Origin of the sequence: Roseicella sp. DB1501, assembly GCF_013112485.1 — a bacterium.
GTDB lineage: Bacteria > Pseudomonadota > Alphaproteobacteria > Acetobacterales > Acetobacteraceae > Paracraurococcus.
Genome location: NZ_JABFHG010000006.1, coordinates 286091 through 306379, shown reverse-complemented (window position 1 = coordinate 306379; position 20289 = coordinate 286091). Strand labels below are relative to the sequence as shown.

Here is a 20289-nt window from a genome sequence, read left to right as displayed (position 1 = left end):
CGGTGGCCGCCTTCCACCCGAGCCTGGCGGATCTGCCGGCGGAGATCTCGGTCTTTCCGCTCCCCGGCGCGCTGCTGCTTCCGGGCGGCCGCCTGCCGCTGAACATCTTCGAGCCGCGCTACCTGGCGATGACGCTCGACAGCCTCGCCGAGGGGCGGATGTTCGGCATGATCCAGCCCGAGCCGGGCGCTGCGGACGGCGCGACCGGGCCCGGGCTGTACCGCATCGGCTGCCTCGGGCGCCTCTCCTCCTTCGCCGAGACCGATGACGGGCGGCTGCTGATCACGCTCAGCGGTGTGATCCGCTTCCGGGCGGTCGCCGAACTGCCGATGCGGCGGGGCTATCGGCGGGTGCGGGCGGATTACACGGGGTTCGAGATCGATCTCGATCTCACGGAACGGCCGGCCGGTGTCGATCGCGCGGCGCTGCTCGGGGCGCTGCGGCCCTTCTTCCGGGCGCGCGGCATTCAGGCCAATTGGGAGGCGATCGAGCAGACCTCCGACTTCCTCCTGGTCCTGACGCTGGCCATGATCTGCCCCTTCGAGCCGCGCGAGAAGCAGGCGCTCCTCGAGGCGGCGGCGCCGGAGGACCGGGCCGCCATGCTCGTCGCCTTGCTGCAGATCGGGGCGCATCCCGAGCCCGGCGCCGCCGATGCGCCCGCCGATCGCCGGCCGAGCTGAGACGATCGGGAGCGACCCCTTCCGGCCTGCGCGGAGGATCGGGCGGTGATTCGCCCCATCCGGCCGCTTCCGCCCCACGACGATCGGCTCTAGGGGTCTGCCGCAGGCGCCTGCGCCACCTCTCTTGCCTCAAAGCAGGTTCGGCGCGGCGCGCCATCCGCTGTAGGAACGGCCCGCATGAGCGACACGCAAGCCCCGACCCCCCCGAGCCCCGGTGGCGAGGTCGATCCCACCCTGCTGGAAGTCCTGGTCTGCCCCGTGACCAAGGGCCCCCTGCGCTACGACCGGGCGCGCGGCGAGCTGATCAGCGAGCAGGCGCGGCTGGCCTATCCGATCCGGGACGGCATCCCGATCATGCTGCCCGACGAGGCGCGCCCGCTGGACGCCTGAGGGGGGCGAGGCCCGATGACACAACCCGTCGAGATCCGCCTGAAGCGCGCGGAGCGCCTGCTGGAGGTTGCCTTCGACGATGGCAGCCGCTTCGCCCTGCCTGCCGAATACCTGCGGGTGGAAAGCCCCTCGGCGGAGGTGCAGGGCCATGGGCCGGGCGAGAAGGTGACGCTGGCCGGCCGCCGGGAGGTCGGCATCCTGCGGCTGGAGCCGGTGGGCCACTATGCCATCCGGATCATCTTCGATGATCTGCACGACACCGGCATCTATTCCTGGGACTATCTGCACCAGCTCGGCCGCGAGCAGGCCACGCGCTGGGCGGCCTATGAGGCGGCCCTGGCGGCCAAGGGGCTGAGTCGCGACCCGCCGCGCCGGGGCTGAGGCGGCAGCAACCCGGCGGGTCCTCCGCTGTTGCGGCAGGCGGAGAGCCATGATGCCAGCGTGCCGCATTCCCCTTGCGATGGCCCTGCTGTGCCTCGCCGCCTGTGGCAACCAGCCGCCCAGCCGCAGCGTCGGCCCGACGCCGATCGGCACCGATGCGAGCACCGGCCGTCCTTCCCTGAGCCAGGCCGGCGCCGGGCCGGGAGGGATCAACCTGAATTACCACACGGGCAGCGATCCGAACGCCCCGGGCGGCACGGCGTCGGAGCCGCGCGGCATCCGCTGAGGCGCCCCACCCTCCCGCATTCACTCTGGACCATGATCCGTTCACCCGGGTTCGCGGACCAGGGTGCAGATCGTTGTTGGATCGCGTGCGTCTCGCCTTCGGTGGGTCCACCCCAGGCGATCACGCTCTGGCCGGCAGGGCGCATGGCTTGATGCGGCGCCACGAAGCGGCATCTCTCTTCGCAACATGCTCCCCTCCATCCTCGACCGCCGCCCGCGCATCGCGCATGTCCGCCTGCAGGGCGCCATCACCCCCCGCCCGGGCTTCGGCGGCGGCATCAGCCTGGCGACGAGCGGCCCGGTGCTCGACCGGGCCTTCGGCCTGAAGCGGCTCTCGGCCGTCTTCCTCTCGATCAATTCCCCGGGCGGCTCGGCGGTGCAGTCGAGCCTGGTGGCGGCACGGATCCGGCGCCTCGCCGAGGAGAAGAAAGTGCCCGTCATCGCCTGCGTCGAGGATGCCGCCGCCTCCGGCGGCTACTGGATCGCCTGCGCGGCCGATGAGATCGTCGCCGACCCGGCCTCCATCCTCGGCTCCATCGGGGTGATCGCCGCCGGCTTCGGCTTCCAGGACGCGATGGAGCGGCTCGGCGTGGAGCGACGCCTGCGCACCGCCGGAACCGAGAAGAGCTTCTGGGACCCCTTCCGGCCGGAGCGGCCGGAGGATGCGGCGCGGCTGGAGACGCTGCTGGAGGACCTGCATGGCGAATTCGCCGCCTGGGTCACCAGCCGCCGCGGCAGCCGGCTGCGGGCACCGCCGGACCAACTCTTCACCGGCCGCTTCTGGCCGGGCCGGAAGGCCGTTGACCTTGGCCTGGCGGACCGCCTCGGCGATGCCGCGGAGGAGGCGAGGCGCCGCTTCGGCGAGAAGGCGCGCCTCATCCCGGTCGGCGGACCGCGCCCCCCGCTGCTGCGGCGGCTGCTGCCGGGGCTCTCGGCGCAGGCGATGATCGAGGCGCTCGAGGAGCGCGCGGCCTGGGCGCGCCTCGGCTTGTAGGCGGTCAGCCACCCACCTGCCGGATCCAGTCGGGCAGGTTGTAATAGGTCGTCACCCGCCGGATGCGGCGCTCGGACACTTCGAGGAAGGCGCCGGCGGGCAGGCTGTAGCGCTGGCCCTTCGCCTCGGGCAGGCCGGGATCGGTGGCCAGGTATTCTCCTTCGACAATGAACTCGGCCGCTGCCCGCCGGCCGGTGGCATCGACCATGACGACGAGGTCGCGGATCGACTCCCGATAGGCGCGGTCCATCTTGCCGAGGAAGGCGCGGAAGGCCGCCTTGCCCGTCTCGCGTGGTCCCTGGTTCACGTCATGGATAACGTCATCCGCGAGCAGCGCCAGCATTCCCTCGCGGTCGCCGCCATCGAAGGCGGCATAATAGGCGCGAATCAGGCCTTCGGTCTCGGTCATGTGGCTCTCCTTCCCGTGAGTATGGGGGCTTGGACAGGGCAGGCTTCCCCTTCGCCCACTATGTTCGGGCGCGTCGGCATGGCAAAAGCCGCCGCATGCAGACCGCCGTCACCGCCGCGCCTGCCGGCGACGCCCCCGCCCGCAGCAAGCCGCCCAGCTTCCAGGAGCTGATCCTGCGGCTGCACGCCTACTGGTCGGCCCAGGGCTGCGTCATCCTGCAGCCCTACGACATGGAGGTCGGCGCCGGCACCTTCCATCCGGCGACGACGCTGCGGGCGCTCGGCCGGAAGCCCTGGAAAGCGGCCTATGTGCAGCCGAGCCGCCGGCCGGCCGATGGCCGGTATGGCGAGAACCCGAACCGGCTGCAGCACTACTATCAGTACCAGGTGATCCTGAAGCCCTCGCCGGCCGACCCGCAGAGCATGCTGATCGGCAGCTACCGCGCGATCGGGCTCGACCCGCGGGTGCACGATGTCCGCTTCGTCGAGGATGACTGGGAGAGCCCGACCCTTGGCGCCTGGGGCCTTGGCTGGGAGGTCTGGTGCGACGGGATGGAGGTGACGCAATTCACCTATTTCCAGCAGGTCGGCGGCATTCCCTGCGAGGTGCCGAGCTGCGAGCTCACCTACGGGCTGGAGCGGCTGGCGATGTACATCCAGGGCGTCGAGAACGTCTACGACCTGGATTTCAATGGCCAGGGCGTCAGCTATGGCGAGGTGTTCCACCGCGCCGAGGTCGAGTTCAGCGCGCATAATTTCGAGTATGCCGACACGGCGAAGCTGTTCCGGCATTTCCAGGATGCCGAGGAGGAATGCGCGGCGCTGCTGCAGCAAGGCCTCGCCCTGCCGGCCTACGACCAGTGCATCAAGGCGAGCCATCGCTTCAACCTGCTCGATGCGCGGGGCGCCATCAGCGTGACCGAGCGCGCCGCCTATATCGGCCGGGTGCGGGCCCTGGCGAAGGGCTGCTGCGAGGCCTGGCTGGCCGGCGGTGGCTGAGCCCGCGCCGTGGTGCCCGGGGTGGTGTCCGGGCCGGCATCGTGCCCTCCGGCGCCAATCATGCCATGCTGGGGCCGGGGAGCCGGGCCCACTCCTGCGCCGGCCATGCCCCGGCGATCCCACCCCTTCCGGCGAGGTCGCCCTCATTCCCGGGCGACATCCAGCCCGAACCGATCCGAAGGTCGCCCTGACGTCCCATGCCTGAGCTCCTGATCGAACTCTTCTCCGAGGAGATCCCGGCGCGCATGCAGGCCCATGCGGCGGAGGATTTCTGCGCCCTGCTGCAGAAGGCCCTCGCCCCGCTGATGACCGCGGCGCCGCGCCCGCTCTTCGGGCCGCGCCGCATCGCGGCCTTCGGCGAGATGGCGGCGCGGGCGGAGACCCCGGGCAAGGAGGAGCGCGGGCCGCGCATCGGCGCCCCCGATGCGGCGATCGAGGGCTTCCTCCGCAAGCATGGCGCGCCGCGCGAGGCGCTGGTGCAGGAGGGCGCCTTCTGGGTGCTGCAGAAGCCCGGGCAGGTGATCGAGGCCGCCGGCCTGATCGCTGCGGCGCTGCCGCCGCTGCTGCGCGGCTTCCCCTGGCCGAAGAGCATGCGCTGGGGCACCAGCGAATTCGCCTGGGTGCGGCCGCTGCAGCGCATCCTCTGCCTGCTGGATGGCCGGCCGGTGCCCTTCGCCCTCGCCCAGGGCGAGGATGCCGTGCATGGCCTGGCCGCCGCCGACCTGACCGAGGGCCACCGGGTGCTGGCCGGCACCGAGCCTTTCGCGGTCCGGGGCGTCGCCGATTATGCGGCGGGGCTGCGCGAGCGCTTCGTCATCGCCGATGCCGCCGAGCGCGAGCGGATCATCGCCGAGGGGATCGACCGGCTGGCGGCCGCCGAAGGGCTGGAGGTGGTGCCCGATCGCGGGCTGCTGGCCGAGGTGGCGGGCCTCGTCGAATGGCCGGTGCCGCTGCTCGGCCGCATCGACGATGCCTTCATGGACCTCCCCCCCGAGCTGATGCGCACCACCATGCGGGTGAACCAGCGCTACTTCGCGCTGCGGCATCCGGACGGGCGGGCCGCGCCGCGCTTCGCCATCGTCAGCAACATCGTGCCGCAGGATGGCGGCGCGGCGATCGTCGCCGGCAATGAGCGCGTGCTGCGGGCGCGGCTCTCGGATGCCCGCTTCTTCTGGGACCTCGACCGCAAGCAGCCGCTCGAGAGCTTCCTGCCGAAGCTCGACAGCGTGGTGTTCCATGCGAAGCTCGGCACCCAGGGCGAGCGGGTGCGGCGGCTGGAACGCCTGGCCGGGCTGATCGCGCCGGCGGTCGGCGCCGATCCGGCGCTGGCAGGCCGGGCGGCACGGCTGGCCAAGGCCGACCTCGCCAGCGGCATGGTCGGCGAATTTCCCGAATTGCAGGGGGTGATGGGGCGCTACTATGCGCTGCATGGCGGCGAGGACCAGCGGGTGGCCGAGGCGATCGGCGCGCATTACCGGCCGCTCGGGCCGGGCGATGCAGTGCCGTCGGAGCCGGTGGCCGTGGCCGTGGCGCTGGCCGACAAGCTGGACCAGCTCACCGGCTTCTTCGCCGTGGACGAGCGGCCGACCGGCTCGGGCGACCCCTATGCGCTGCGCCGCGCCGCGCTCGGCGTCATCCGCATCATCCGCGAGAACGGGCTGCGGCTCGGCCTGGCGGAGATGATCGCCGAGGCCTTCTTCGGCTATCCGCAGGCGACCGCCGGCGCCGCCAGCCCGGAATTCGGCATGACGCTGGCGACCGAGACGATGCGGTCGGGCTGGACTCCGCCCGCCGGCTCAGCCCAGCCGCCCATGGTCGCTGCCTTCGCCGCCGGCCTGCTCGACTTCCTCGCCGAGCGCCTTCGCGTCCAGCTCCGTGCCGAGGGCGCCCGGCACGACATCGTCGCCGCGGTCTTCGGCGCCGCGCCGGATGACGACCTGGTCCGCCTCCTCGCCCGCTCCGACGCGCTCGCCCGCATGCTGGCGACGCCGGACGGCGCCAACCTGCTCGCCGCCTACAAGCGGGCCGCCAACATCCTGCGGATCGAGAGCCGCAAGGACGGGCCGCATGACGGCCCCGTGGAGGCCGGGCGGCTCGTCGCCGGGCCGGAAAAGGCCCTGGCGGCGGCGGTCGCGGCGACGCGCGAGGCCGTCGCCACGGCCCTGGCGGCCGAGGATTTCCTCGGTGCCATGGAACGCCTCGCTACCCTCCGCGCCCCGGTCGATGCCTTCTTCGACGGGGTCGTGGTGAACGATGCGGACCCGGAACTCCGCCGGAACCGCTTGCGTTTGCTGCACTCGCTCTGCGCCGCCATGGATGCGGTGGCGGATGTCTCAAAAATCGAAGGTTGAAACTGACTCGGTGTGGTAACGCGCCGTTCATAACTTCCTGTGCCGAACGGCGGCCATCCGGATCGCAAGGGGAACAGTGCCGATGAGCAAGTGGGTCTACAGCTTCGGCGCCGGCCATAACGAGGGCAAGGCCGAGATGCGCAACCTGCTGGGCGGCAAGGGGGCGAACTTGGCCGAGATGGCCAGCATCGGCCTGCCTGTCCCCCCCGGCTTCACCATCACGACCGAGGTCTGCACCTACTACTACGACCACGCCAAGCAGTACCCGCCGGAGCTCAAGGACCAGGTCGGCACCGCTCTCAAGCAGGTGGAGGAGGCGGTCGGGGCCCGCTTCGGCGACGACCGGACGCCGCTGCTCGTCTCCGTCCGCTCCGGCGCCCGGGTCTCCATGCCGGGCATGATGGACACCGTCCTCAACCTCGGCCTGAACGACAAGACGGTGGAGGGGCTCACCGCCGCCTCCGGCGATCCGCGCTTCGCCTGGGACAGCTACCGCCGCTTCATCCAGATGTATGGCAGCGTGGTGCTCGGCATCGACCATCACCGCTTCGAGGAGATCATCGAGCACGTGAAGCTCGACCGCGGGGTGGTCGAGGACACGCAGCTCACCGCCGAGGACTGGCGGCGCGTGGTGGACGGCTACAAGGAGATGGTGGCCGAGGTGAAGGGCGAACCCTTCCCGCAGGACCCGGCGGCGCAGCTCTGGGGCGCCATCGGCGCGGTCTTCGGCTCCTGGATGAACCCGCGCGCCAACACCTATCGCCGCCTGCACGACATCCCGGCCGATTGGGGCACGGCGGTGAACGTCCAGGCGATGGTCTTCGGCAACATGGGCGAGGACTGCGCGACCGGCGTCTGCTTCACCCGCGATCCCTCGACCGGCGAGAACATCTTCTACGGCGAGTATCTGATCAACGCCCAGGGCGAGGACGTCGTCGCCGGCATCCGCACGCCGCAGCCGATGTCCGAGGCCCGCGCCAAGCCGGGCGAGCGGAGCATGGAGAAGGCCATGCCCGACGCCTACCAGGAATTGGTGAAGGTCCGTGCGACGCTCGAGAAGCACTACACGGACATGCAGGACATCGAGTTCACCGTGCAGCAGAACAAGCTGTACATGCTGCAGACCCGCAACGGCAAGCGCACCGCCGCCGCCAGCCTGAAGATCGCCGTCGACATGGCGCGCGAGGGGCTGATCGACCAGGCGGAGGCGATCAAGCGCGTCAACCCGGCGGCGCTAGACCAACTCCTGCACCCGACGCTCGATCCGAAGGCGCCGCGCAAGCTGCTTTCCAAAGGCCTGCCCGCCTCCCCCGGCGCGGCCTGCGGCGCCGTGGTCTTCAGCGCGGACGAGGCCGAGGCCCGGGCGCAGAAGGGCGAGAATGTCATCCTCGTGCGCATCGAGACCAGCCCCGAGGACATCCACGGCATGCATGCCGCCAAGGGCATCCTGACGACGCGCGGCGGCATGACCAGCCATGCCGCGGTGGTTGCCCGCGGCATGGGGCGGCCCTGCGTCGCCGGCGCCGGCGGCGTGACGGTGGATTACGGCGCCCAGGCGCTGCAGGCCGGCGGCCAAGTGGTGAATGCCGGCGAGACCATCACCCTCGACGGCGCGACCGGCGAGATCTTCATCGGCAGCGTGCCCATGGTGGAGCCGCAGCTCTCGGGCGACTTCGCCACCCTGATGGAATGGGCCGACGGGGTCCGCCGCCTGAAGGTGCGCACCAATGCCGAGACGCCGCTCGACGCCGATACGGCGCGCAAATTCGGCGCCGAGGGCATCGGGCTCTGCCGCACCGAGCACATGTTCTTCGACCCGCAGCGCATCGGCGCGGTGCGGCAGATGATCATGTCCGAAACCGAGAACGGTCGCCGCGAGGCGCTGTCCCGGCTGCTGCCCTTCCAGCGCCAGGATTTCATCGAGCTGTTCCGCATCATGGCGGGGCTGCCGGTGACGATCCGCCTGCTCGACCCGCCGCTGCACGAATTCCTGCCGCATGGCGAGGCGGAGATCGCCGAGGTGGCCGCCTCGCTCGGCGCCGATGTCGCGGCGATGCAGCGCCGGGCGCAGGATCTCTCGGAAGCCAACCCGATGCTTGGGCATCGCGGCTGCCGCCTCGGCATCTCCTATCCCGAGATCTACGAGATGCAGGCCCGCGCCATCTTCGAGGCGGCGGTGGAGATCGCCAAGGAGACCGGCAAGGCGCCGGTGCCCGAGATCATGATCCCGCTCGTCGCGACGCGGCGCGAGCTCGAGATCACCAAGGCGCAGGTCGACAAGGTGGCGAAGGAGGTCTTCGGCGAGAGCGGCAGCCCCATCGAATACCTCGTCGGCACCATGATCGAGCTGCCGCGGGCGGCGCTCGTCGCCGACCGGATCGCCGAGGTGGGCGACTTCTTCAGCTTCGGCACCAACGACCTCACCCAGACCACCTTCGGCTTGTCGCGCGACGACGCCGGCAAGTTCCTGCCGCTCTATGTCGAGAAGGGCATCCTGCCGAAGGACCCCTTCGTCTCCATCGATCCGGACGGCGTCGGCGCGCTGGTGAAGATCGCGCGCGAGAAGGGACGGGCGGTGAAGCCGGACCTCAAGCTCGGCATCTGCGGCGAGCATGGCGGCGATCCCTTCTCCATCGCCTTCTGCGAGGAGGCGGGGCTCGATTACGTCTCCTGCTCGCCCTACCGCGTGCCCGTCGCGCGGCTGGCGGCGGCGCAGGCGGCGCTCTCGGGCGGCGTCGACCGCACGGCCTGAGCCGGAGGGCGCATGGCCGGCCGTTCCGCCGGCCATGCGCAACCGCCCTGCGGCACCTCCCGTTCTCCCTGCAGGAGACGGGAGACCCTCATGGCGGAGCAGGACACCCCACAGCCGCGGCAGCATCAGGACCGGCAGCCGGGCATCGAGGCGGAGATGCGGCCGCAGCCGCGCGACCGCATGGAGCACTGGAAGCCGAGCGGCAAGCTGCAGGGCCGCACCGCCCTCGTCACCGGCGGCGACAGCGGCATCGGCCGGGCCGTGGCGATCGGCTTCGCCAAGGAGGGCGCCGATGTCGCGATCCTCTATCTCGATGAGCATGCGGATGCCGAGGAGACGCAGCGGCATGTGGAGGCGGCGGGGCGCCGTTGCATCCTGCTCCCCGGCGATGTCGGCGATGCCGGCTTCGTGCGGAAGGCGGTGGACGAGGCGGCCGGGGCGCTCGGCGGCCATATCGACATCCTCGTCAACAACGCCGCCGAGCAGCATGTCTGCGAGGATTTCGCCGAGATCCCGGAAGCCCAGGTGGAGCGGACCTTCCGCACCAACATCCTCGGCATGTTCTGGGTGACGCGGGCCGTGCTGCGGCACATGCCGACGGGCGGCGCGATCATCAACTCCACTTCCGTCACCGCCTTCCGCGGCAGCCCGCAGCTGGTCGACTATGCCAGCACCAAGGGCGCGATCCTCGCTTTCACGCGCAGCCTCTCGCAGGCGCTCTACAAGCAGCGCAAGATTCGGGTTAACGCGGTGGCACCGGGGCCCATCTGGACGCCGCTGATCCCGGCGAGCTTCGACGAGGAGCGCACCGCGGAGCATGGCGAGAGCGCGCCGATGGAACGCGCTGGGGAGCCGGACGAGGTGGCGCCGAGCTACATCTTCCTCGCCAGCGAGGCGGACAGCAGCTACTTCAACGGCCAGACCCTGCATCCGAATGGCGGGTCGGTGGTCAACGCCTGATCGCCGCCGCCTCCCGCGGGCCCGGCAGCAGCGGCAGCGCCAGAACCCAGAGGGCGGCCGGGAAGATCACCATGCAGCGCGCCATCCAGACCGCATGCAGCGCGCTGTGGTTCAGGAAGACGATGTACCAGGCGATCAGCAGCAGGGCCGCGCCCAGCGCCGGCCCGGCCCGCGCGGCATTGCGCCGCAGGGCGGGAATGGCGAGCAGCACCAGCCCGATCAGGCTGCCGCGGATCAGGACCCGCCCGGCCTCGCCCAGGCCGAAGCCCATCTGCCAATAATAGCCCTGCAGGCGAAAGAGCAGGTAGCGCAGGCGGAAGAGCAGGCTCTCGTCGACGCGATGCAGGTCGAAGCCCGCCATCGGCGACCAGGCGGTGAGAAGCTGCGTGGGAACCTCGGGCGCGATCGGGCCGAAGAGACGATGCTCGAAGGCGGCCGCGTCGGCGCTCTGCAGCGTATCCGGAAAAACCAGGGCGGCGATCGCGGCCTTCAGCAGGAAGGGCAGGGCGGCGCCGGCGAGGAAGGCGGCGAGCGAGCGGAGCGCGCCGCCCGGGCGGTCCGCCAGGGCCGCCATGAGCAGCACGAGGCCGCCGCCGAGGGGCAGGCCGCCGGTGAGGAATTCGAACAGGGCGACGCCACAGCCGAAGGCACCGAGCAGCCAGGCCGGCCCGGCGTCCTCGCGCCCCGGCAGCAGCCATAGGGCCCAGAGGAAGGCCGCCAGCACCAAATCCGACAGGGCGTGGCTGACCCAGAAGCCAAGCGCCGGCAGCCCGTAGCTCGTGAAGAGCAGGAGGCCGATGCCGGCAAAGCCGGCATCGCGCCGCCAACCCGCATCGCCTTGCCGTCGCCGCCGGGCGGCGCGGAGGCCGGCGAGGAGGAACAGGCCGCCCAGCGCGCCGTTCAGCGCGAGGAAGACCGCATCCTGCAGGCCGACCGGTCCGAGCAGCGGCAGGAGAAGCGCGGTCGCGACCCGCTGGCCATGCAGGTAGCGGTGGTAGCGCTTCGCCGGCAGCCGCTCCGCGCCCGGCGCCAGCAGCTCCGCTAGGCGCAGGCAGGGCGGCGCCGTCTCGCCGCCGGCCGGATCGGCCATGGCGAGCGGCAGCAGCGGCGAGACGGCGAGGTTGGGCGAGAAGGCTTCCCGCGCCCGGCCCTCGTCATGCGGCAGGACCAGCATGGCGAAGACCAGGCAGTTATTGCCGTACCAGCGCGGGATCCGCACCACGCCGAGCGGCATCCGGTGCGTCTCGAACAACGCCCCGCTGCCGACCAGGGGCCGCAGCAGGGTGAGCGCCCGTTCGGGGGCCAGGCCGGCGGCCTGCCAGGACAGGGCGGCGAAGAGAAGGGCTAGCAGCAGGCTCGCCGCGAGAGCGGTGGCCAGCGACCGGGCCCAGGCCCGGAGCGTCGAGGTGATGGCGGGCACGTGCCAGGATAGCGCCCCTGGAGCGGATCGCGGGAGGGCGTGAACGCCCGGACGTGCGACGCTGCTCTTCGATGGGCCGGATCAGCCGGCCGCAGCGCGCTCCGGCAGCGCCATCCAGGCCGGGATGCAGGGCTCCAGCCGGGCCTCGCCGCACTGCAGGGGTCGGCCGTCCAGCGCCTCGAGCCGCAGCTGCGCGATCCCCAGCCCGTCGCGGCCCGACCGCATCTCGCCGAGCTCGGCCCCGCCCGCCGCCGCTCCCGCCGTCACCGGCGTGCCGGGCGCGGGCAGGGGGCCTGTTATCCGGACCGGGACGAGCCGCCGCTTCAGCAGGCCGCGGTAGCGGGTGCGGGCCGTCAGCTCCTGGCCCATGTAGCAGCCCTTGGTCCAGGAGACGCCGTGCAGCTCGTCGAAGCCGGCCTCCAGCAGCACGGTCTGCTCGGTGACCAGATCGCGGCTGCCCTCCGGCAGGCCGAGCGCCAGCCGGTGGCGGTCCCAGTCCTCCGGCCTGGCTTCCGCCCCGGCCAGCGGCGCCGGGGCCAGCGCCCGCCAGCCGGCTTCCGGCAGGCGGGGATCGGGTGCGGCGATCACGCCCGGGCCCGTGGGCAGCGGCGCGCCGCCCCAGCCAACATGCACCGCAAAGGCCTCCGAGGCATCGCGCACCGTCACCCGCGACCGCAGGCGGAAGCGGGAGAGCTTCTGCGCCAGCATCGGCGCCTGGGTGCGCTCGCAATCGAGCAGCAGCCGGTCATCGGCGGCGAGGATGAAGAAATCGGCCAGCCACTTGCCCTGCGGCGAGAGCAGGGCGGCGAAGACGGCGGTGCCGGGAACGGCGTCGGCGACATCGTTGGAGACGAGGCCCTGGAGGAAGGCGACGCGATCCTCGCCGGCCACCTCCACCACGCCCCGCTCGGGCAGGACTGCAATCGGCATGCGAAGAAGGTGGGCCGGAGGATGCGCCGCTGCAACCGTCCGCGCCGCGTCCCGCCCCCCTGGGATTGCCCCGCCGCGCTCGCGGGGCGAATTTTCGCAAGGCGGATCGCGGGAGGGCGTGAACGCAATCCGCTGTAGCCGCCCGCCATCGGCCGGGCAGCGGGAGGCGCCCTTCCCGCCGGGACGTGCTACAGCCGCCGTGCCGTGCGAATCCTCTTCATCTCCTCCACCCGGATCGGCGACGCGGTCCTCTCGACCGGGCTGCTGGACCACCTGATCCGGACCTATCCGCAGGCCAAGCTGGTCGTGGCCTGCGGCCCGGTGGCCGAGGGGGTCTTCGCGCGCATGCCCAACCGGGCCTGGACCATCGTGCTGACCAAGCGCCGGTACCGCCTGCACTGGCTGGAGCTGTGGCGCGCCGTGGCGGGCCAGCGCTGGGACATCCTGGTCGATCTGCGGGGCTCCGCCTTCGCCTGGACCGTGCGGGCCCGCCGCCGTTACGTGCTGCGCGGCGGGCGGCAGCCGGGCCATCGGCTGGCGCATCTCGGCGCCCTGCTCAGGCTGGATCCGCCGCCCCTGCCGGTCGCCTGGTTCAATGCCGCGGACCGGGCGCGGGCGGCGACGCTGCTGCCGGGGGAAGGCCGCTGGATTGCCCTCGGGCCCACCGCCAACTGGGACCGCAAGGTCTGGCCGGCAGAGCGCTTCACCGCCCTCTTCCGGGCGCTGACGGCGCCCGGCGCGCCCCTGGCCGGCGCCCGCGCCGCCATCCTCGGCGGGCCGGGGCCGCAGGAGCGCGCCATGGCGGCGCCGGTGCTGGCGGCGCTCGGCGACCGCGCGGTGGATCTGGTCGGCTCCCTCTCCCTGCCGGAGGTGGCGGCGGTGCTGGCGCGCTGCGCCCTCTTCGTCGGCAACGATAGCGGGCTGATGCATCTCTCGGCCGCCACCGGCACGCCGACGCTCGGCCTCTTCGGCCCCTCGCGCGTCGAGGAATACGCTCCGGCCGGCCGGCATGTCGCAACCGCGGTGGCGCCGGACAGCCCGGGCCTCGACAGCATGCCGGGCCTGACGCTGGAGGCGGCGCTGGTCGCCGCCGAGCGCCTGCTCTCCGCCCAGGTGCCGGCATGAGCCCGCCGCGGCTCTCGGCCCTGGTGGTCGCCCGGAACGAGGCGGCGCGGCTGCCAGCCTGCCTGGCGACGCTGCGCCCGGCGGATGAGATCGTCGTGGTGCTCGACCGCAGCAGTGACGGCAGCGCCGAAATCGCCCGCGCCCATGGCGCGCGGGTGCTGGAGGGCGGCTGGGAGCTGGAGGGCGAGCGCCGCAATGCCGGCATCGCGGCCTGCAGCGGCGACTGGATCCTCGAGGTCGATGCCGATGAGCGGGTGCCGCCCGAGCTCTGGGCCGATATCCGCGCCCTGATCACCCGCTCGGCGCATGGCTTTCACCGGGTGCGGATCGACAACTATGTGGGCGACCGGCTGATCCTGCATGGCTGGGGCGGCAGCTTCGGCACCACGCTGAAGCCCATCCTGTTCCGCAAGGGCGCCAAGCGCTGGCGCGGCCAGCGGGTGCATCCCGGCCTCGACTGGAATGGGACCGAGGGCGAGCGCCTCACCGCCCATGGCATCCGGCACGAGGTGGACCGCGACATCTCCGACATGCTGCGGCGGCTCGACCGCTATTCCTCGGCGAAGGCGGCCGACCTGCTGGCGGCGGGGAGGATCGGCTCCCTGCCGGACAATGTCCGGCGCTGCCTGTCGCGCATCTTCCTCTGCTATGTCCGGCGCAAGGGCTATCGGGAGGGCGGCTGGGGGCTGCTGATCGCGCTCTGCGCCGGGCTCTTTCCGCTGCTCTCGCATCTCAAGGCGCGGCTGGAGCCGGAGCGGCACCACCCGGCGGCGCCGCGCTGATGCGCATCGTCATGGCGACGGACGGGCCGCGCCTCGGGCCCGCGGTTCTGGCCGAGCGTCCGGTCGGCGGCGTCGAGACCGCCTTCGCCCTGCTCGCCGAGGCCTTCCGCCGGCGCGGCCACCAACTCGAGCTGCGCGCCGGGCATGAGCCGGCGGCCTGCCAAGGCGGCCTCGCCTGGTCGCCCCTCGCGCGCGGCGGCGCGCCGGCGGCGCTGGTCATCGCCAACCGCTCGCCGCGGCTGTTCCGCTGGCTGCCGCGCGGCCGCCGGGTGCTTTGGCTGCACAATCCGGCGGGCTATCTGCGCAAGCTGCGCAACATCCTGCCCCTGCTCGCCCACTGGCCGCGGGTGGTGACGCTCGGGCCCAGCCATTCCGCCAGCCTCGGCCATTGGCCCCCGCTGCGCCCGGTGGAGATCCCGCTCGCCCTGGCGCCACCCTTCGATGCCGGCGCGGCGCCCCGGCCGCCCGGGCCGCCCATCGCTATCTTCGCCTCCAATCCCCGGCGTGGCCTCAATTGGCTGCTCGATCTCTGGGCGGCACGGATTCGCCCCGCCGTGCCGGAGGCGGAGTTGCACCTCTATACCGGCGCCGCCACCTATGGCGGCGACGCCCGCCTCGCGGCCCGTGCCGCGCCGGTGCTGGCCCGTGCCGCCGCGCTGGCCGATGCTGGCGTGCGGATCTTCGACCCCCTTCCGCGCCCTGCTCTGGCGGCGCGCTTCCGCGAGGCCCGGCTCATGCTCTATCGCGGCGATACCGGCGAGACCTTCTGCCTGGCGCTGGCCGAGGCGCAGGCGATGGGCCTGCCGGCCGTCGTCACGCCGCTCGGCGCCGTGGCGGAGCGCATCCGGGATGGCGAGACCGGCCTGGTGGCCCGCGACGACGCGGGTTTTGCCGCGGCCGCCATCCGTCTCCTCACCGAGGATGCCGCCTGGTCCGCCATGCACCGCGCCGCCCTGGCCGGCGGCCCCGGCCCCTCCTGGGACGAGGTCGCCGCCCGGTTCGAGGCGCTGGCATGAGCCTTGACCTGCCGGCAGCGGCGCCGGCGCGCCTGGCCGACCGGCCGCTGCGCCTCGCGCATGTGATGGGCGGCGCCGCCATGGGCGGCGCCGAGGCCTTCTACGAGCGGCTGACCCTGGCGCAACATGCGGCGGGCGAGGAGGTGCTGGCGGTGATCCGCCAGGAGCCGGGCCGCGCCGCCCGGCTGCGCGCCGGTGGATTGCCGCCGGAGGAGTTGGAATTCGGCGGCTATTTCGACCTGCGGACCGGGCCGCGGCTGCGCGCCTTGCTGGCCGGCTTCGGCCCGGAGGTGGTGGTGTCCTGGGCGAGCCGTGCCAGCCGCTTCGCCGGCCGCATCAAGCGCGGCGGCGCGCCCTGGACCCTGGTGGGGCGGCTCGGCGGCTATTACGACCTGAAATACTATCGGGGATGCGATCATCTGGTCGGCAATACCCGCGATCTCCGCGACTGGTTCATCCGTCAGGGCTGGCCGGCGGAGCGGGCGCATGTCGTGCCGAATTTCGCGCATGACTTCGCCGGGCTGGCGCCGGCGGCGCTGCCCGCGCCGGCTGGCATGCCGCGGCTGCTGGCGCTCGGCCGGCTGCATGTGAACAAGGGCTTCGACGTGCTGCTGCGCGCGCTGGCGCTGCTGCCGGGCGTGCATCTCTCGTTGGCCGGCGAGGGGCCGGAGCGCGCGGCGCTGGAGCGGCTGGCGCGCGAGCTCGGCGTCGCCGACCGCACCGCCTTCCTCGGCTGGCGGCAGGATACCGGTGCGCTGCTCGCCGCCTGCGATGTCTTCGTCTGCCCTTCGCGGCACGAGCCGCTGGGCAATGTGGTGCTGGAAGCCTGGTCGGCGGCGCGACCGGTGGTCGCCGCCGCGGCGCAGGGGCCGGTGGAGCTGATCCGCGAAGGCGAGACCGGGCTGCTGGTCCCGAAGGAGGAGCCGGCGCCGCTCGCCGTCGCCATTGCCGGGCTGCTGGCCGATCCCGGCCGCGCCGCGCAGCTCGCCGCGGCCGGGCGCGTGGAATTCGAGCGGGCGCATGCCGAGGCGCCGGTGCTGGCGCGCTGGCACGCCTTCCTGCGCGAGGTCGCCCCGGCGGGCGTTCTCGCCGGAGGGCGCGGCTGATGTGCGGCCTGGCGGGCCTCGCGCTGCGACAGGGGCTGACGCCCGACGGCGCGACGCTGGACGCGCTGACGCGGGCGCTGGCGCATCGCGGGCCGGACGGTGCCGGGCATCACGTGGTCGGCCCCGTGGCGCTGGCGCATACGCGGCTCGCCATCATCGATCTCGTCACCGGCGACCAGCCGCTCTTCGCCGGGCCGGCGGCGCTGGTCGGCAATGGCGAGGTCTACAATTACCGCGAGCTGCGCGAGGCCAACCAGCTCCGCTGCGCCACCGGCAGCGATTGCGAGCCGCCGCTGCATCTCTGGCGGCGCGACGGCATCGCCTTCGCCGACAAGCTGCGCGGCATGTACGCCATCGCCCTGGCCGATCGCGCCGCCCGGCAGGTGGTGCTGGCGCGCGACCCCTTCGGCATCAAGCCGCTCTACGTGGCGGAGGTGCCGGGCGGCATCGCCTTCGCCTCCGAGCCACAGGCGCTGATCGCCGCCGGCCTGGTGCCGCCCCGGGTGCGCGCGGCGGCGCGGGCCGAGCTGCTGCAGCTGCAATTCACCACCGGCGCGGAGACGATCTTCGAGGGGATCTCGCGCATCCTGCCCGGCGAGACGGTGGTGATCGCCGATGGCGCCGTCGCCGAGCGCCGCCTGCGCCCGGCGCTGCCGGAAGGCGGGCCGGAGGTCATCAGCGGCGAGGCGGCGCTGGCGCGGCTCGACATGGCGCTGGAGGAAAGCGTGGCGCTGCACCAGCGCAGCGACGTGCCCTATGGCATGTTCCTCTCGGGCGGCATCGACAGCGCCACGGTGCTGGCGATGATGGCGCGGCTGAATGCCAAGGGGGGAACCTCCCCGGTGCTCGCCTTCACCGCCGGCTTCGACGTGCCCGGCGCAGCGGACGAGCGGGCGCAGGCGGCGGCGCTGGCGCGGGCGACGGGGGCGCGGCACGTCACCGTCGCGGTCACCGAGCAGGATGTCTGGCGCCACCTGCCGGAGATCGTCGCCGCCATGGACGACCCGGCGGCCGATTACGCCATCATCCCCACCTGGTTCCTGGCGCGGCGGGCGCGGGAGGAGGTGAAGGTGGTGCTCTCGGGCGAGGGCGGCGACGAGCTCTTCGGCGGCTATGGCCGCTACCGCGCCGCCATGAAGCCCTGGTGGCTGGGCGGCAAGGCGCCGCGCGCCCATGGCTGCTTCGACCGCGTCGATGTCCTGCGCGCCGCCCCGACCGGCTGGCGCGACGGCATCGTGGCGGCCGAGGCGGCGGCGGCGAGCGCGGGCCGCACCCGGCTGCAGGCGGCGCAGGCGCTGGACGTGGCGGACTGGCTGCCGAACGATCTTCTCATCAAGCTCGACCGCTGCCTGATGGCGCATGGCGTCGAGGGGCGGACGCCGTTGCTCGATACTGGCATCGCCGCGGCCGCCTTCCGCCTGCCGGATGCGCTGAAGGTGCAGGGCCATACCGGCAAGTGGCTGCTGCGGCAGTGGCTGGCCAGGCATCTGCCGGCGGCCGAGCCCTTCAAGCCGAAGCAGGGCTTCACCGTGCCGGTCGGCGCCTGGATCGAGCGGGTCGGCGACCGGCTGGGGCCGCTGGTCGCGGCGCAGCCGGGCGTCGCCGAGATCGCCCGGCCGGATCGCGTGGCCTCGCTCTTCCGCCATGCCGGCGGCGAGAAGCATCGCGGCTTCGCCGCCTGGCACCTGCTGTTCTACGCGCTCTGGCATCGCCGGCACATCGAGGGGCGGCGACCGGAAGGCGACGTGTTCGAGGTGCTGGCGGCGCGCTGAGGGCTGCGCCCGGCGCGGTCAGGGCGCCGGCGGGGCAGGAAGCCAGTCCTCGTTCAGGATCTGGCGGTCCAGCTCGTAGCGGGGTGGGGCATCGGGGCCGATCGCGGCGGCGAAGTGGCGGGCGGCCTCGGGCGCCTCCAGCGCCAGCGCCCGGCCAAGCTCGCGGCGCGCATCCTGCCACGCCTTGAGGAACAGCGCGTCCCGCTGGGCGAAGAGGCTGGGGCTGTCCTCGAAGAGCCGGCCCAGCTCCGCGCGGAAGCCTCCGATCTCAACCATCCAGTGCAGGCGGGAGGCTGCGGCCGGGTGGAATTCGATCTTCAAGGCATGGAGGATGATCAGCCGAAGGTAGGAGATGATCGCCCGGCGATCGGACGTCCTCGCGCTCTCTATCTCCTCCGCGATCTCCTTCACGTCCAGGCCGTTGGGGCGAAGCAGCTCCGGCCAGGCGCGCAACCGGGCGGACTGGTCCTGGGTCCAGGCATATCAATCGCGGTCGCGGAGGCCGGAATCGTCGGGCATGGCGAGGCGGAGTATAGGTGCTGCCGCACCCGGCCCCAAGGAGGATCCCCGCCCCATGACCAGCTACGATCTCATCCTGCGCGGCGGCGCCTGCGTGCTGCCCTGGGGCGTCGAGACCACCGATGTCGGCGTGCGGGAGGGGCGGATCGCGGCCCTCGGCGACCTGCGCCTGGACAAGGCGGCCAATGAGGTGGATTGCCGCGGCCTGCACGTGCTGCCGGGCCTGATCGACGCGCATGTGCATCTGCGCGATCCGGGCGACCCGGCGGTTGAGGATCTCTCGCACGGCACCAAGGGGGCGCTGCTCGGCGGCCTCACCGCGGTCTTCGACATGCCGAACACCGCGCCCAGCATCACCGACCGCGAGCGGCTGGACTGGAAGCGCGGCTATCTGGAAGGGCGCGCCTGGGTCGATGTCGGCCTCTATGTCGGCGCCAGCAAGAAGAACATCGCGGAGCTCGCCGCGCTCGAGCTGCAGCCGAATGTCTGCGCGGTGAAGGTCTTCGCCGGCAGCAGCACCGGCGACCTGCTGGTCGAGGATGATGCGAGCCTGGAGCGGGTGATGCGCGGCGGCCGGCGGCGCATCTGCTACCATTCCGAGGACGAATACCGGCTGCAGGAGCGCAAGCCGCAATTCACCTCCGGCATGCCGCACCGCAACCACATGGTCTGGCGCGACGTGGAATGCGCCTTCCTCGGCACGCGGCGGCTGATGGCGCTGGCGCGGCGCACCGGCCGCCCGGCGCATATCCTGCACGTCAGCACCGCGGAGGAGCTCGACTACCTCAAGGAGTTCCGCGACGTCGCGACCGTCGAGGTGCTGCTCAACCACCTCACCCAGACCGACGAGGCCTATGACCGGCTCGGCGGCTATGCCGTGATGAACCCGCCGATCCGCGACGAGCGGCACCTGAAGGCGGCCTGGGCGGCGGTCGCCGACGGCACGGTGGATGTGGTGGGCTCCGACCACGCGCCGCACAGCCGCGCGGCGAAGGAGCGGCCCTGGCCGGATTGCGCGGCGGGGCTGACCGGCGTGCAGACCATCGTGCCGCTGATGCTCGACCATGTCAGCGCCGGGCGACTCTCCCTCTCCCGCCTCGCCGACCTGATGTGCGCCGGGCCGGCGCGGGTCTATGGCGTGACCGGCAAGGGGCGGCTCGCCGCCGGCTACGACGCCGATTTCACGCTGGTCGACATGAAGAAGCAGCGGGTCATCGAGGAGAGCTGGATCGTCTCGCCCTGCGGCTGGACGCCCTTCGCCGGGCATCGCTGCACCGGCTGGCCGGTGATGGCCATCCTGCGCGGCAAGGTGGCGATGCGCGAGGATGAGGTGATCGGCGCGCCGCGCGGCCAGGGCGTCGCCTTCCAGGAAGCGCGCGGCGGCTGAGCCACGGAGCGCATCATGCCATGGCGGCATGG

Annotated in this window: 18 protein-coding genes and 1 pseudogene; 15 read left to right on the top strand and 4 right to left on the bottom strand. The window is 72.5% G+C overall.

Annotated features, from left to right (window positions below; all coding sequences use genetic code 11):
- Positions 1 to 2 precede the first annotated feature (2 nt).
- The 5 genes from HJG45_RS14200 (at position 3) to HJG45_RS14180 (ending at position 2730) form a co-directional block, all read left to right on the top strand.
- The gene (locus tag HJG45_RS14200; protein ID WP_171612770.1) at positions 3 to 680 is read left to right on the top strand and encodes an LON peptidase substrate-binding domain-containing protein; all 678 of its coding nucleotides are present in this window, start codon (positions 3 to 5) and stop codon (positions 678 to 680) included.
- Between the two features lie 177 nt (positions 681 to 857).
- A complete protein-coding gene (locus HJG45_RS14195; RefSeq protein WP_171612769.1) occupies positions 858 to 1070 on the top strand; it encodes a Trm112 family protein in 213 nt (70 codons plus the stop codon).
- A gap of 15 nt (positions 1071 to 1085) precedes the next feature.
- Complete coding sequence (locus HJG45_RS14190) at positions 1086 to 1451, top strand: gamma-butyrobetaine hydroxylase-like domain-containing protein (RefSeq protein ID WP_171612768.1); 366 nt, start codon at positions 1086 to 1088, stop codon at positions 1449 to 1451.
- Between the two features lie 79 nt (positions 1452 to 1530).
- Positions 1531 to 1737, top strand: coding sequence for a hypothetical protein (locus HJG45_RS14185; RefSeq protein WP_171612767.1), 207 nt, complete (start codon positions 1531 to 1533; stop codon positions 1735 to 1737).
- A 186-nt stretch (positions 1738 to 1923) separates the two neighbouring features.
- Positions 1924 to 2730, top strand: coding sequence for a S49 family peptidase (locus HJG45_RS14180; protein ID WP_171612766.1), 807 nt, complete (start codon positions 1924 to 1926; stop codon positions 2728 to 2730).
- 4 nt (positions 2731 to 2734) lie between these two features.
- Here the strand turns inward: HJG45_RS14180 and HJG45_RS14175 are convergent, their stop codons facing one another.
- Positions 2735 to 3139: a ketosteroid isomerase-related protein gene (locus HJG45_RS14175; RefSeq protein WP_171612765.1), complete on the bottom strand. Its 405-nt coding sequence runs from the start codon at positions 3137 to 3139 to the stop codon at positions 2735 to 2737.
- Positions 3140 to 3234: 95 nt separating this feature from the next.
- On the opposite strand from HJG45_RS14175, the gene HJG45_RS14170 reads away from it, so the two are divergent.
- The 4 genes from HJG45_RS14170 (at position 3235) to HJG45_RS14155 (ending at position 10200) form a co-directional block, all read left to right on the top strand.
- On the top strand, positions 3235 to 4137 hold the full coding sequence (locus tag HJG45_RS14170; RefSeq protein WP_171612764.1) for a glycine--tRNA ligase subunit alpha: 903 nt from the start codon (positions 3235 to 3237) through the stop codon (positions 4135 to 4137).
- 197 nt (positions 4138 to 4334) lie between these two features.
- Complete coding sequence (gene glyS, locus HJG45_RS14165) at positions 4335 to 6488, top strand: glycine--tRNA ligase subunit beta (protein ID WP_171612763.1); 2154 nt, start codon at positions 4335 to 4337, stop codon at positions 6486 to 6488.
- 82 nt (positions 6489 to 6570) lie between these two features.
- Positions 6571 to 9240 carry a pyruvate, phosphate dikinase gene (gene ppdK, locus HJG45_RS14160; RefSeq protein WP_171612762.1) on the top strand — a complete coding sequence of 890 codons (2670 nt, stop codon included), beginning with the start codon at positions 6571 to 6573 and terminating at the stop codon, positions 9238 to 9240.
- Between the two features lie 90 nt (positions 9241 to 9330).
- Positions 9331 to 10200: an SDR family oxidoreductase gene (locus HJG45_RS14155; RefSeq protein WP_171612761.1), complete on the top strand. Its 870-nt coding sequence runs from the start codon at positions 9331 to 9333 to the stop codon at positions 10198 to 10200.
- Here the strand turns inward: HJG45_RS14155 and HJG45_RS14150 are convergent.
- Both HJG45_RS14150 and HJG45_RS14145 read right to left on the bottom strand, forming a co-directional pair.
- Positions 10190 to 11620: a hypothetical protein gene (locus HJG45_RS14150; RefSeq protein ID WP_171612760.1), complete on the bottom strand. Its 1431-nt coding sequence runs from the start codon at positions 11618 to 11620 to the stop codon at positions 10190 to 10192. The genes HJG45_RS14155 and HJG45_RS14150 overlap by 11 nt on opposite strands.
- Positions 11621 to 11701: 81 nt before the next feature.
- Entirely contained in the window at positions 11702 to 12550 is an 849-nt protein-coding gene (locus tag HJG45_RS14145) for a folate-binding protein YgfZ (RefSeq protein WP_171612759.1), read from the bottom strand.
- Positions 12551 to 12754: 204 nt separating this feature from the next.
- On the opposite strand from HJG45_RS14145, the gene HJG45_RS14140 reads away from it, so the two are divergent.
- From HJG45_RS14140 to asnB, 5 genes are read left to right on the top strand one after another with little or no spacing between them, the layout of a single operon-like run.
- The gene (locus HJG45_RS14140) at positions 12755 to 13675 is read left to right on the top strand and encodes a glycosyltransferase family 9 protein (protein WP_171612758.1); all 921 of its coding nucleotides are present in this window, start codon (positions 12755 to 12757) and stop codon (positions 13673 to 13675) included.
- Positions 13672 to 14457, top strand: a complete 786-nt coding sequence (locus HJG45_RS14135) for a glycosyltransferase family 2 protein (RefSeq protein ID WP_171612757.1) — start codon at positions 13672 to 13674, stop codon at positions 14455 to 14457. Before HJG45_RS14140 ends, HJG45_RS14135 begins: the two co-directional genes overlap by 4 nt.
- Positions 14457 to 15473 (top strand): glycosyltransferase, encoded by a 1017-nt coding sequence (locus tag HJG45_RS14130; protein WP_171612756.1) that lies wholly within the window; start codon positions 14457 to 14459, stop codon positions 15471 to 15473. Before HJG45_RS14135 ends, HJG45_RS14130 begins: the two co-directional genes overlap by 1 nt.
- Positions 15470 to 16579 (top strand): glycosyltransferase, encoded by a 1110-nt coding sequence (locus HJG45_RS14125; RefSeq protein ID WP_254452509.1) that lies wholly within the window; start codon positions 15470 to 15472, stop codon positions 16577 to 16579. Before HJG45_RS14130 ends, HJG45_RS14125 begins: the two co-directional genes overlap by 4 nt.
- Positions 16579 to 18351, top strand: a complete 1773-nt coding sequence (gene asnB / locus HJG45_RS14120) for an asparagine synthase (glutamine-hydrolyzing) (RefSeq protein ID WP_171612755.1) — start codon at positions 16579 to 16581, stop codon at positions 18349 to 18351. The genes HJG45_RS14125 and asnB overlap by 1 nt, the downstream gene beginning before the upstream one ends.
- 18 nt (positions 18352 to 18369) lie before the next feature.
- On the opposite strand, the pseudogene HJG45_RS14115 reads toward asnB, so the two are convergent.
- Positions 18370 to 18822: pseudogene (locus HJG45_RS14115) on the bottom strand (DUF29 domain-containing protein); the annotation flags it as partial.
- Between the two features lie 103 nt (positions 18823 to 18925).
- Here HJG45_RS14115 and HJG45_RS14110 point away from each other — a divergent pair.
- Positions 18926 to 20257, top strand: a complete 1332-nt coding sequence (locus HJG45_RS14110) for a dihydroorotase (RefSeq protein ID WP_171612753.1) — start codon at positions 18926 to 18928, stop codon at positions 20255 to 20257.
- Positions 20258 to 20289: the final 32 nt, after the last annotated feature.